12 protein-coding genes are annotated in these 13,317 nt (G+C 44.0%); 9 read left to right on the top strand and 3 right to left on the bottom strand.

What is annotated here, in order from left to right; translation table 11 throughout:
* The first annotated feature begins 31 nt into the window (after positions 1-31).
* Both spo0A and ACFTRD_RS17990 read left to right on the top strand, forming a co-directional pair.
* A complete protein-coding gene (gene spo0A / locus ACFTRD_RS17995; protein ID WP_192268513.1) occupies positions 32-847 on the top strand; it encodes a sporulation transcription factor Spo0A in 816 nt (271 codons plus the stop codon).
* Between the two features lie 214 nt (positions 848-1,061).
* The gene (locus tag ACFTRD_RS17990) at positions 1,062-1,562 is read left to right on the top strand and encodes a hypothetical protein (RefSeq protein WP_379382388.1); all 501 of its coding nucleotides are present in this window, start codon (positions 1,062-1,064) and stop codon (positions 1,560-1,562) included.
* 36 nt (positions 1,563-1,598) lie between these two features.
* Here the strand turns inward: ACFTRD_RS17990 and ACFTRD_RS17985 are convergent, their stop codons facing one another.
* Positions 1,599-2,315 (bottom strand): hypothetical protein, encoded by a 717-nt coding sequence (locus tag ACFTRD_RS17985; RefSeq protein ID WP_379382386.1) that lies wholly within the window; start codon positions 2,313-2,315, stop codon positions 1,599-1,601.
* A gap of 276 nt (positions 2,316-2,591) precedes the next feature.
* Here ACFTRD_RS17985 and ACFTRD_RS17980 point away from each other — a divergent pair, with 276 nt between their 5' ends.
* The 5 genes from ACFTRD_RS17980 (at position 2,592) to ACFTRD_RS17960 (ending at position 9,797) form a co-directional block, all read left to right on the top strand.
* Positions 2,592-4,550: an ABC transporter substrate-binding protein gene (locus ACFTRD_RS17980; RefSeq protein ID WP_379382384.1), complete on the top strand. Its 1,959-nt coding sequence runs from the start codon at positions 2,592-2,594 to the stop codon at positions 4,548-4,550.
* Positions 4,551-4,747: 197 nt separating this feature from the next.
* Complete coding sequence (locus tag ACFTRD_RS17975) at positions 4,748-6,724, top strand: AraC family transcriptional regulator (protein WP_379382382.1); 1,977 nt, start codon at positions 4,748-4,750, stop codon at positions 6,722-6,724.
* 158 nt (positions 6,725-6,882) lie between these two features.
* Positions 6,883-7,920 carry an NAD(P)/FAD-dependent oxidoreductase gene (locus ACFTRD_RS17970; protein ID WP_379382380.1) on the top strand — a complete coding sequence of 346 codons (1,038 nt, stop codon included), beginning with the start codon at positions 6,883-6,885 and terminating at the stop codon, positions 7,918-7,920.
* A gap of 212 nt (positions 7,921-8,132) precedes the next feature.
* The gene (locus tag ACFTRD_RS17965; RefSeq protein WP_379382378.1) at positions 8,133-8,777 is read left to right on the top strand and encodes a hypothetical protein; all 645 of its coding nucleotides are present in this window, start codon (positions 8,133-8,135) and stop codon (positions 8,775-8,777) included.
* Between the two features lie 543 nt (positions 8,778-9,320).
* A complete protein-coding gene (locus ACFTRD_RS17960; protein ID WP_379382376.1) occupies positions 9,321-9,797 on the top strand; it encodes a hypothetical protein in 477 nt (158 codons plus the stop codon).
* Positions 9,798-10,023: 226 nt separating this feature from the next.
* Here the strand turns inward: ACFTRD_RS17960 and ACFTRD_RS17955 are convergent, their stop codons facing one another.
* A complete protein-coding gene (locus tag ACFTRD_RS17955; protein WP_024630974.1) occupies positions 10,024-10,617 on the bottom strand; it encodes a thymidine kinase in 594 nt (197 codons plus the stop codon).
* Positions 10,618-10,794: 177 nt separating this feature from the next.
* On the opposite strand from ACFTRD_RS17955, the gene ACFTRD_RS17950 reads away from it, so the two are divergent.
* Positions 10,795-11,007, top strand: a complete 213-nt coding sequence (locus tag ACFTRD_RS17950) for a hypothetical protein (protein WP_379382373.1) — start codon at positions 10,795-10,797, stop codon at positions 11,005-11,007.
* A 189-nt stretch (positions 11,008-11,196) separates the two neighbouring features.
* Here ACFTRD_RS17950 and ACFTRD_RS17945 read toward each other — a convergent pair whose 3' ends face one another.
* Positions 11,197-11,514 carry a DUF2627 domain-containing protein gene (locus tag ACFTRD_RS17945; RefSeq protein WP_192268497.1) on the bottom strand — a complete coding sequence of 106 codons (318 nt, stop codon included), beginning with the start codon at positions 11,512-11,514 and terminating at the stop codon, positions 11,197-11,199.
* Between the two features lie 242 nt (positions 11,515-11,756).
* Between ACFTRD_RS17945 and lpdA the strand changes: the two genes are divergently transcribed.
* Positions 11,757-13,181 carry a dihydrolipoyl dehydrogenase gene (gene lpdA / locus ACFTRD_RS17940; protein WP_379382371.1) on the top strand — a complete coding sequence of 475 codons (1,425 nt, stop codon included), beginning with the start codon at positions 11,757-11,759 and terminating at the stop codon, positions 13,179-13,181.
* Positions 13,182-13,317 lie beyond the last annotated feature (136 nt).

Genomic DNA, 13,317 nt, shown 5'->3' with positions numbered 1-13,317 from the left:
AACGATGTTTAAATTAAAGGAGGATACCGTTTTGCAAAAAATTGAGGTATTGCTGGCCGATGATAATCGTGAATTTACGAATTTGCTTGCCGAATATATATCTGAACAGGAAGATATGGAAGTAACCGGAATTGCTTACAATGGAGAAGAAGTGCTGCAGTTGCTGGAGCAAACTCGCGATGTACCGGATGTGTTGATTCTGGATATTATTATGCCTCACCTGGATGGACTGGGTGTGTTGGAGCGTCTGCGCAACCTGAATCTGTCTCCACAGCCCAAAGTCATTATGCTTACGGCGTTCGGACAAGAGAATATCACGCAGCGTGCCGTGCAACTCGGAGCTTCTTATTACATCCTGAAACCGTTTGACATGGAAGTGCTCGCGAATCGTGTACGTCAATTGGTTGGCACGCAAACCACGATCTCCACAGGTGGTGGTGGCGGTTCATCCATGTTTTTGAACAAGTCCAACGTGGTGCCGATGGGTAAACACAAAAATTTGGATGCTAGCATCACGTCCATCATACATGAAATCGGCGTTCCTGCGCATATTAAAGGATATCAATATTTGCGCGAGGCCATTACGATGGTGTATAATAATATCGAAATTTTGGGTGCTATCACCAAAACTTTGTATCCGGCTATTGCCGAAAAATTCAAAACAACGCCGTCCCGCGTCGAACGCGCCATCCGTCATGCGATTGAAGTGGCTTGGACACGCGGTAACATCGACAGCATCAGCCACCTGTTTGGCTACACGATCAACATCAGCAAGTCGAAACCAACCAATAGCGAATTCATCGCGATGGTCGCTGACAAGCTGAGAATTGAGCATAAGGTGTCTTGAAAGGATCAGGAATGATATAGACCAATTTTTGATTACTGATGTATGAGCAGATTGAACTTTATGATTTATCATAAATATGCAACGTAAAAAACCGTTACAATCGGGCTTAAATGGCCTTTTTGTAACGGTTTTTTATACATTTAGGAGGCCTTTACAACCTCTACTCCTGTTATAATAAAATAAATTTTAATGCTTTAAAAGAAGTACAAAGGAGATGGATCTACTGAATAAAACTGAAATTTCACAACTAATCTTTTCTAAGTATCTTGAAGCCGGTAATTTGATGAATTATTTTGGTCAAGAAATAGTTCATATTGATAATTTAAAAAAATATTCAGATGAGCAATGGTTAAGTAAGAGTGAAGAAGTACTAACTTTTGATTTTGATGGCTGGTCAGCGAATGTCACTTTTACTAAAAACGGTTCTTATCATAGTGACAGCTTAGATTTCTTCTTTTCCAAAAATGATGCTCATAAGTATACTATTGGACTTTATGAGGATCTGCAGCGCTTCATTCTTAGCAGTGGAATAAATGTGAACCAATTTGTTTCCGAGAATGAGCTTGTATTTTTGTTCAAGAGCGCAGCCAGTGCTCATTATTTGTTGCAGAATGATCGTTATGTGCTTCGAAAGCTGTCGGGAACTTTTTTAGATTATGATCAGACATACGCCTACTATAAAAAAATATATGGTGAATCAACATCCATTTTTTAATATGGTCTGAAACTACATATCACCTCTTTCATCTGTTCAAACCCGGATGTCGAGAGAAGTATAGGATGGGGAAAGGGATGCATTTGATTGCGTATCTTGAACTTTTCCTGGGTCTTTATCATTCTGCGTATCATTGGAAATCCTCGATTTATTTTCAGCCTTATTTCCTTCGGAGACTTCCTGCTTTTCCTTTTCCGCAGAGGATAAAGGTGTAGGAGACGAAACGGATTCTTTTGGTTCAGGCTGATGTATCTCTTTTATCAAATCTCCAATCTTCTGACCTACTTTGCTCATTTGGGAGCTGATGTCCTGAACAACTTCTCTTTTTTTCTGGAATACGGTACGTTCAGCATTCTCAAGCATCATCGATTTGCCAGCACCAGCATTAATCTCCAGAACCAGTAGGTCAAACTTGGTTTCCCCTTCAATGGTCTGAATGGAGCTGTTCATGCGATCACGCAAACCGACCAGTTTACCTAACTGATCATAAGTCTGACTGTGCTTAATTAAGTGGTCCATCGATGGAGTTTGTGTTTCATCATTACGCTGAGGCTGTTGTTCTTTGGTCTTCTCAGGCTGTTTTAATTTGTTTTTTTCCTCCATTTCCTCTGCTTTGATCTGGGCGATCTGCGTGTCGATTTGCGTAATGGAGCTCGTTAATGATTTAATTCGTGCAGCTTTGGTTTTGGTGTCCAGTTCATCATTGGATTTTACAGCTTGTACTTCTTCATTAAGTCTAACCTTCTGCTGCATAAGTCCCTGAATTTCCTTATCTCTGCTGGAGACTTGGCTCCCGGGTGGAGCTGCTTTTTGAGGCAGGTGAAATTGAATTCATGGTCTTTTCCCCTTCTTCGTTATATCGTGGATTTACTTACATATATCGGATGTTACGAGAAGCAGATGAAGATATGTTTGCTAATTAGTTTACTTTCACTTGTGTATTGCTTACATGCTGATCATAATTGATAATGGTTATCAATGAGTGAAGGACTGTTAGTGAATCTATTTAGACGGGGTTGAGTTAATGAAATGTGGAATAATTATTACATACTCTGGAACTATGCTGCAGTGAGTATTGCGGATATACGTTATATGGAGTTAGGTCCAACTGAGGAGCTAACATATAAATTTCCTGCAAGTACATTTGTATTCACCATCCAGGGTAAAGCCTATGTGACCATAAACGAACTGAAGCATGAAGTAAGTCGTTTTTATGTTCTCCATGGTGGAAAGGGGAGCGTGCTGCATATTGAAGCTGGACAATCCGGATTGAACCTGTTTTACCTTATGTATAAAGCAAGCTTGCCAAGTGGTGGAAGAACAGATTTGGGCAACATGATGGAGCACATGAATCCATTTCAGATAACCTATGGGTTTGCCCCCAAGTCACCAGTTGTGCTTTATGAGCAAGTGAAACAGATGCACACTTTATGGAATCAAAAGAACCCCATACATCATTTTCAGGCAAAAAGCCTTTTTTATCCTTTTGTAGAGAAAGTATCAGCACAAATTCCTCATGCTGCAACCCGTTATTCCGTTACGGATCAAGTCAACCAAGTAATCGAAATTGTGGAAACTTCCTATGCGAAGCCACTAACACTGCATGTTCTGGCTGAAATGATCGGCAGCAGTCCCAGAAGTCTGTCCCGAAAGTTCAAAGAGGCGACTGGTTATAGTCCAATCGACTATTTGATTCAGTTCCGTATGTTCAAGGCCAAGGAGATGCTGCTCTATACCGACGCTACATTGGATGAGATTGCAGCAGGCATCGGTTATCCGGACGGATATTATCTGGGACGTATGTTCAAAAAACATACAGGTGTTTCTCCACTTCAGTTCAAGGAGAAAACATCCGGCCCCTTAAAATGGCCTGATCTGACATCGACCTTGGCGCGAAATGACATTTCCAGTGGAAGAGCTGGAAGGTATGTTTATAACGATGATGATAATCATTATCAATATAAACACGGAGGGTCATTGCACATGAATACACAGACAAGAACGGGAATGCTGCTTAGTATTTTATTAAGTCTCACTCTACTGCTCAGTGCCTGCTCGCCAGGGGCAATTAGTAATTCTGGGGGAGAAACAACGGGAAACAAAGGGACTTCGAGTGCCACCAGCACAGTAACGGCAGATAGCCAATCGAGCACTTCCGAGCCTCGGATCATCTCGACGGTCAAGGGAGATATCACGGTCCCGGCTGAACCTAAGCGAATTGTGGTTGATTTATATTTGGGAAGCCTGATTGCTTTGGGAATCAAGCCCGTAGGTACACCGGAAATGAATTTGAAGAATCCTTATTTTATCGAGTCACTCGAAGGTGTAGAGAATATTGGTGAATACGAAACCATCTCTCTCGAAAAGGTATTGGAACTTCAACCGGATTTGATTATTACAGGGAATCCGGATTTGTTCGACTCTTTTAGCAAAATTGCTCCGACTCTTGTAGTTCCTTATGGTGAATTGAAAAATACTCATGAAGAAATCACTTATTTCGGTAAAGCACTGAATAAAGAAAAAGAGGCTGAAGCGTGGACTACCAATTACGATGCACGAATAGCGGACGCCAAGAAGAGTGTCAGTGAAGCAATTGATTCGGATGCAGAAGTATCCGTTATGCAATTTTACGATAAAGCACCATTAGCCTTTGGTGATAATTTTGGTCGTGGGGGTCAGGCTGTGTACAGTGCTCTGGGATTGAATCCTCCGGCAGACAAGAAAGAGATATTAATGAAGGATCAGCTTGTGGAAGTCTCGTCCGAATCCATTCCCGATTTTGCTGGTGACTACATTATTCTTACGGCAGATAACCTGACTGTAGAGGAATTGAAGACCAAGCCAGTCTGGAGCTCGCTTGATGCCGTCAAGAATGATCATGTGTTTATCTGGAGTCCGGATCGTTCATGGTACTTTGACCCGATTGCAACGTTGGATCAGACGGAGGAACTCGCAGCGTGGTTTACAAAGATATCAGATAAGAAGTAATCGAACCGATCGAAGCGAATATATAAATGTGGTGAAATCTAATCCTGGTCAAAATACAGTTGATAATGAAAATTATTATCATCTATAATGAAGGAATAATATGTCCCCTCTGTAACACATCAGTGAGGATAGCGTTTGTAGTACGATGACCTGTTCAAGGTCTTTGTACCGGTGAGACTGGGATTGGAGAGTAATCAATGCAATTAAATGAACAGATGCAATACTGGAATCGAGCGGCTGTCAAAATTCTGGATATACGCAGGATCGTCATGGAGGCAGGGGAGATCCTGGATACCTATGTGCTGCCTGCAAACGGTTATATATACATCATACGTGGTGCAGCTCAGCTGAAAATGGATGGAAAAGCTTATGAAGCTCAGCGATTTTACATTCTTCACGGTGGTAAAGGATCGTCGATAAATATCCTTGCTAGCGAAAACGAAAAATTTGAATATGTTTTGCTGTTCTACAGGGCATTCCTTGCATTCCCAATTCATCGTAAAACGTTGAGGCAAGCACCCCAGGTAGCTCCGTACTCTTTACAATATGGGTTTACACCAAGCGATCCCCTTGCTTTATTACGTCATCTGGGTGAGCTGGAGAAAGTCTGGGATCAGGCAGGAAGTCTGGAACTGCTTCAAGTGAAGAGTTTGTTTTACCAATTTATTCATGAACTCATGTTTCAATTAGCGGAGCAGGAGGTCAGTACAGTGCTACCAGACCCAGTGCAACAAACACTCCGTTACATACAGAATCACTATAGGGAACAAGTGACTCTGGATTTTTTGGCCGAACAATTCAACTACAGCTCTCGTCATTTATCCATGCAATTCAAACGTAAGACGGGATACAGTCCGATTGATTATCTCATTCAAACCAGACTGGCTGAGGCTCGAAATCTGCTTGCTCGATCGGATGCAACTTTGCGCGAAATCGCAGCAGAAGTGGGTTATTCGGATGTATATTATTTCAGTCGCATCTTTAAAAAACATGTGGGCCTGTCTCCGACCCTCTATCAGCAAAGGGTGAGAGATCAGAGCCTGGCAGAAGATCGTCCATTGCAAATCTCCGAATCGTCCATTGGCTGGAGATGGAAGCGAGGATATATTGATTATGAGAATCATTATCAATATAAAGACGGAGGGTCTACACCAATGAAAAGAAGAAAAACAAGTTCCAGCATGATCATGGTTGCATTATTAAGCATAACGATGCTCCTCGCGGCCTGTTCTTCAGGTTCAGCAACAACACCAGTAGCTGGCGAAGGAACGGGTGCCAGTTCCAACAACAGTAGTACGACTGTGTCATCAGACACGGGAAGCCAGACGAACAAAGACAATGAAACACGAACCGTCTCAACGGTAAAGGGCGATGTTGTTGTTCCAGCTAATCCCAAACGGGTTGTTGTGTTGTATCTTCAAGGAGATGTTGTAGCGCTTGGAATTAAGCCTATTGCGACGTCTGACGTATTTGATGGGGCTGCTTATAAGAATGAGCTTGAAGGTGTAAATTCACTGGGAACCTGGTTTGAACCAAACCCTGAAGCTGTCATTGATCTGGACCCGGATTTGATCATTGTTCCTTCAGAAGAGACCTACACGCTATTAAAAGATATTGCACCAACGGTTTATGTCCCATATGAAAAATTGACAACGGAAGAAAGACTTCATAGTATAGCTAGCATTTTCGGCAAAGAACAGGAAGCTGACGTTTTAATTGACAATCTTAACAGCAAAGTCGAAGAGAGCAAGAAAACACTTGCTGATGCAGGCATACTGGACAAAACGGCCTCCATCGTCGAGGGTGGGCTGAAAGAGATGGTCATTGTAGAAAGTAAGCAATACGGCCGAGGATCTCAGGCTATATACGAGTACTTGGAAATGAAAGCACCTGAAGCTGTCCAGAAAAAAATTGACGTAGTTTCCGACGCTGCAGGTTCGACCTTGTCCATGGAAGTTCTTCCTGAGTATATGGGAGACTACGTATTTCGTTCGGTATATGAAGGGGCGGATAACCTTAACGATAATCCAATCTGGAATAGCATACCCGCTATCAAAGAAGGCCGTCTAATCGAGATTGACTTTGATTTCTTCTATTACTCGGATATCTATTCCATAAACAAGCAAATCGATTTCGTTGTCGAGCATCTACTGGCAGCTCCCAAAGTAAAGTAATCAACAAGTAAATAACCGATGGTAGTTTTGTATAAGAATTGTTTGAATTTTATCCATTGTAATTTGATAAGTTTCCCATTAGACTAGAAAAATAGTGATAATGAGAATCGATATCAAATAGTTAAAGTGCTTTGGATCGAACTGATGGAGGTAAAGAAATGGATCAGCATTTGGAATTATATGATGTAACAATTATCGGCGGCGGACCTGCCGGGATGTATTCTGCATTTTACAGCGGGATGCGTGATATGAAGACCAAGTTGATTGAGGCGCGGGATAAATTGGGCGGTCGCATGCTCTTTTATCCAGAGAAAATGATCTGGGACGTCGGCGGTGTCACCCCGATTCTATGTGAGAATCTGATTAAACAGTTGGAAGAACAGGCGAGAACGTTTGAACCAACGATTGTGTTTGAACAGCAAATCGAAGGCTTCGAGCGTCAACCGGATGGCACGATTCTGCTGACATCGGCTTCAGGAGAACAACACTGGACACGTACCGTCATATTGGCGATCGGGTATGGTATATATAAAATGGCCAAGCTGGAGCTTGAAGGAGCTGACCGTTATGAGGTCACCAATCTCCACTATACGGTACAAGAGTTGGAACCATTCCGGGGCAAGCGGGTATTAATCTCAGGTGGAGGAGATTCCGCTGTGGATTGGGCCAATGAACTTGAGGCACTGGCAGAGCAAGTAACGGTGGTGCATCGTCGTGACCGCTTTGGTGGACTGGAGCGCAATGTACTGCGCATGAGAGAATCTTCGGTCGATATTCGTACACCATATGCCGTGGACACGTTGCATAGTCAAAGTGGAGAAATGATCGAACAGGTGACGATATCCCATGTTGAGACGGGCGAAAGTGAACTGCTGGATGTGGATGCAATTATCGTTAATCACGGGATGAAGAGTGATTTTGGACCGATCCGGGATTGGGGACTTGAACTTGGAGAATGGCATGTCAGCACAACAGAGAAGCTGCAAACGAATATCCCAGGCGTTTTCGCCGCAGGAGACTTTGTCGATTATGGAAGTAAACTGTATCTTATTGCGGGTACATTTACGGATGCAGCGCTGGCGGTCAATAGTGCGAAATTATATATGGACCCTGAGGCGGAAAAAGTCGCTTATGTATCTTCTCACAACAGTCGTTTCAAAGAAAAAAATAAGGCACTTGGTGTTGTGGAAGAGTAGAATAACAAAAATGTATTGATTGCATACTTTGGCAGAGGTTTCGGGTAAATCCGAAGCCTCTTTTTTTGCATAAACATGGTATGAAGTAGGCATATATGCACAATATAGAGCAGGGAGCCAAATTGAACATACATCATCAAATGACTATAATGAGCCTTAATAAGAGAAAAAGCATCGAGAAACGTCAAACAGATCAGAGTGGAGTGCAGAATATGAGAAAAGCTTTACAACGTATATCCACATTTACCCGACGGTGGTTCAAAGGTACTGAGAAAAAACGAATCAAGTTATCCGCAATCTATCTTGCACTGGCTGGTAAGCTGCACCGATGGTTGGTGGAAGGGCGCCGTGCGCGTTCAGCAGCCAAGAGGCTGTACCAGGACTTGCCCGTTACAGCTTTGGGCCAGATGAAGCTGGAGCCAGGAGATATTGTTTATACACCGAGCTCGGAATCAACTTATTACGCTGGGCATATGGGAATCATTGGACTGGACGGCAAAGTGTATCACGTACATCCTTACGGACCGGTGTTTGCCGATTCCTTGGAGTGGTATATCACCCGCTTTTATGAAGGGGATCGATTCATTATATTTCGTTCCCGCTTGAATCTGGCTGGTGTTAAGGCAGCAGAGTGGGTACACGAGCATTATAAGCAGGTGAAGTGGTATCGTTTGCAGACGAATCTACGCAGCATTGAACGGAATTATTGTTCCAAATTTGTATATCAGGCGTATCAATTTACATCTGGACTTGACCTGTGGAGTCGCAAGTTTACCAAGCTGAATCAGGGATACATCTATCCGTTTCGAATTGAGCGTTCACCCGAGTTGGAAGTTCTTGGGACGTTTTATAAATAAAGCACGCTAACCGACGCATTATGTTCCTTTCTTTACAAGAGTTTGGAGCAGGTTCTGTCGGTTTTTTTTGTATGTGTAGAGATTAAAAACAGGAAAAAGGCTCCAAACGTCGAATAGATTATGAGATAAGCATGCACAACTTGGAATCGTATACATAACTTTTGCAGGATCATATTTTGCGTGAGACTAAGCAAGTGACACTCTTAAGAAGGCAAGCAAGGAAGAGAGAGAACGGGATGAAATGGCTGAGCTTCTTGCACAGATTCAAATCAAACTCAAACGTAGTAAACCTATCCGATTACATTCCAACGAAGGAAAGGAGGCACTATTGTTCACTCTGTAGTAAAAAAGTAAAGTCCATCGTTTTTTATGCGACTTCCCAGGGAAATGTTACAGGTGTATGCAGTTCTTGTAAAACATTGGCGGAGCAACGAGGAATGCTGCCCATTTAATGAAGGAAGAGATACGCTCAGGAAATAACATTGCTTTGATTTATGAGCGTTTTTGTAGTACATTAGCAAATGTATTCGAAGGAGGATTCTAATGTACTCAGGTAGACAAGACGATACTTTATACATCATGACCTACACCTTAAACAGCGGTATCAAGGGTACGGTTCCACTGTCTAATAAGCAGATTATTGAGTGGCTGGATTGCTACAAAAATGAGAAGCGCTTCGTGACCGAGATCGGCAAGGAGTTTTTTGGATTGAATGCAGGTTTGGTAGCAGACTTCAAGGTTCAGAATCATTTATCGGATTATCAGCAGACCATTATGCCTACACAGCAGCAGGATAACCTGGAACGGTTGTCCAGCGCCTATAAATCAACCGAGTTATTAATGAAGATTGATTGTAAATGTGGCACGGCGTATGTAACGGAATCTCCATATAAGCGCACCAAATGGTACTGCACCAAGTGCAAGGAAATTGTATTTTTGGATGCCAAAAAAGGAATGGTAGAAACGTCGCGTGGTGACGCATACTACATGACCAACAAATATTTTGTTTCCCGGGACTAACGGGAAGTGACCTATGGAAGCATCGCTGGAAAGCGGTGCTTTTTTGTACGTACAGATAGATTAAAACCCCAACCTAGTTAGGGTAAAGTGGAATTTAGGTATGTTGATGTTAACTAAATATATAGCAAAAAAGCCCCTCAAGGGCTTTTTTATAAAAAAATCTCAGGAAATCTGTAGCAGCAGATACCGCCGATCAGAACCTATACATTGAATATGGGAAGCCATCTCAGCATTCTACTTTGTGAGGAGGAATGAAACAGCAGCGACAGCGCGGCTCGTAAGCTTCTGAATCGCCAATCATAACAACCGGGCCGAGGGTAACCGGCTCACCATTAACGATGCGCTGGGTGAAGGCCGCATCCGGGCTTCCGCATACGGCGCAGAATGCCGAGAGTTTCTCAATGTCATCTGCCATGGCGAGTAAACCGCCTACATATCCGAATTCCTTGCCACGGTAATCCATATTCAGTCCATCCACAATAACATGTTTGCCACAATAGGCAAGCTCGGAGACCAGCTCCATAATGGCACTGCTGAAAAATTGTACTTCATCAAATGCAACAACATCAGCATCCTTGGTCTGAGTCAGGATCATCTCTACAGATTCCGGGGTCAATTGCCGTGGAATGGAATGGGCAGGCAGGCGGTAGCCGATTCGGCTAACGATTTCGTCCTGGGCAAACCGATCATCTTCAGCAGGTTTGTAGGCAACGACCTTTTTACGGCCGAATTGAATTAATTTCTGACAACGGCGAATGAGCTCACCGGATTTTTCACTAAACATAGGTCCTGTAATTACGGTAATACGTCCTGTTTGCACGTGCTGCTACTCCTCTCACATACGGGATTCAACAAAAAAGCGACCATTACAGAGTACCACAAAATCTTTGGTAAGAGCCAGAACTAATCTAAGCAGCTTTGTGTTACTATATGGATGGTTATGCTGTTGGTTACGGCAGTTGACTAACCGGGAGCTGATTGAAAAGAGGTGTTAACGATGAGTGAGACATTATCCGAATTGCAGGAGCGATATGAACGTTTGAAAGGACAGGCCGTTCTTGATGAGGCTGCACAGGCCTTGATTGCAGATTTGTTTGCTGAAGCTGAGCGGCTGCAAGCCAGTAATCTGACCTTGCGCCGAACGATTCTGAAGTCTTCTTCTAAAGAGTCGCGCATGTCTACCAAGCTGCGGGATGCACTATACGAATAACCCGGAGACTACTCCGGGTTATCTTCTGTCTCTAATTTACGGGAGAATAGAAGCTAACTCTGAATTTATGCAAATACGTGTCGGAATAAGCAAGCATTATACCTGATCGTACATGGTATATAAAGGCAGATATAAGGTTTGGATGATGGAAACAGGTGGTGTTCCGTATATACGACAAAAAGCCCGGACTCAGGAAGTCGTACCGGGCGAGTCTGCCTTTTCGGCTGAGGGAGTGCTCTTGGAGCGAAAACGCGGCCCTACATAGTTACGCTTGCGATCACGGAACAGAATCCAGCCTCCCAAAAAACTCATGCCTGCGGCAAACAGGACAAGGCCTCCGCCAAAGGAGAGCCACTGAAAGCCTGGTGAGATCTGCTCGTTCCCATGCTCGGCATAATACAGGAAAAGGGCATCTTTCATCATCAGAAAACCCTTCATTGCCATTAACCCGGGAATGACCAGAACAACAATCGCCACAAATCGTGCAAAGACAAGTCTAGTATTCATCTACCATTAACTCCTTCTGCCTGAAATCGACGTCAAATAAAGGTTGCGCTTACAAGTCATGCCTGATTTCATCATAGCTTGGTTTCCAGAAGCTGTCCATGCGTTTTTACGAGACAAACTTTGAGTTGGCTGTGCAAGGGGAGTACAATAGAGTGTAGAGGAACGGTTATTTCAAAAAGAGAAACATCGGGATTATCACTTGCAATATATTGAAATTATAGGGATAGAGGAGAACATAAGAGATGCCAATTACATGTGATGTTGCCATTCTTGGAGGCGGAACCGGAGGGTACGTTGCTGCCATCCGTGCTGCACAGTTAGGAAAACAGGTTGTTATTATTGAGAAGGATAAACTCGGGGGCACTTGTCTGCACCGCGGCTGTATTCCAAGCAAGTCATTGCTGAGAAGTGCAGAAGTATACGCAGAGATACAAGAGAGCGAAATGTATGGGATTGAGACAGCTGGAGCAACAATTGTATTTCCGAAGGTTCAGGCGCGCAAGGATGCGATTGTGGAGCAGCTTCATCAGGGTGTGCAGTATTTAATGAAAAAAAATAAAATTCAGGTGGTACACGCCAAAGGGCGCGTGATTGGACCCTCCATTTTCTCCCCTCAGAGCGGTGCAGTTGCTGTCGAGTTCGAAGATGGCGAGATGGATACGGTTGTGCCAACCAACCTCATTATTGCTACCGGATCTCGCCCGCGGGTGTTACCAGGTCTTGAGCCAGACGGCCGATACATCATGAGCAGTGATGAGGCTCTGCGAATGGACGAACTTCCGGCATCCCTGGTCATTGTTGGTGGTGGCGTGATTGGCCTCGAATGGGCCTCCATGCTGAATGATTTTGGCGTCGAGGTTACAGTTGTTGAAGCTGCCGCTCATGTATTGCCAGCCGAGGATGAAGATGTAGCGAAGGAGATGCAGAGACTGCTTGGCAAACGTGGAGTTCGCTTCCTGACAGGCGCCAGTATTTTGACAGAGACCTATCGTGTGGAAAAAGGCGGCATTCAGATTGACGTCAAGCTGGGAGACGAGAAGCAAGAAACCCTGAAAGCGGACAAGATGCTGGTATCTGTTGGTCGTCAGGCCAATGTGGAAAATATCGGACTCGAAAATACGGATATCAAGCTCGAACGCGGCTTTATCGCTGTGAATCAATATTTGCAAACCGGTGAGGGTCATATTTATGCCATTGGCGATGTCATCGGCGGATTACAGCTTGCACATGCGGCGAGTCATGAAGGCATTCTGGCTGTGAATCATCTGGCGGGTGAAACGGTACATGCCGTCGAATCGCATCGCATCCCTCGCTGTGTCTATACACGTCCGGAAGCAGCGAGTATCGGATTCACGGAGCGTGAAGCCAAAGAGCGCGGTTATGAAGTGAAAACAGGTAAGTTTCCGTTCCAGGCCATTGGAAAATCGTTGGTTCATGGAAGCCGGGATGGATTCGTGAAGGTAATCGCCGATGCCAAGACGAATGATATATTGGGTGTACATATGATTGGTACCCATGTGACGGAACTGATCGCTGAGGCCTCCCTGGCTCAGACGCTGGATGCTACACCTTGGGAAGTGGGGCAGACGATCCATCCTCACCCTTCCCTATCAGAAATCATGGGTGAAGCCATGTTAGCTGTAGACGGAAAAGCGATTGGAATGTAGGCCGGACAGGCTTATGAGAATGGTCCTTTCCTTTTTTGGGCAAAAGGGATTATAATAAGGTTAAGCCAAGTCTTAGTACCAGGTTATAAGATCGGGTTGTAAGACGGGCACAGGCTCTGATTAAAAGGAGGTACCT

Origin of the sequence: Paenibacillus sp. NPDC056933 (assembly GCF_042674385.1) — a bacterium.
Classification (GTDB): domain Bacteria; phylum Bacillota; class Bacilli; order Paenibacillales; family Paenibacillaceae; genus Paenibacillus.
The sequence above is the reverse complement of the archived record's forward strand: the minus strand, read 5'-3'. Positions and strand labels throughout refer to the sequence as shown.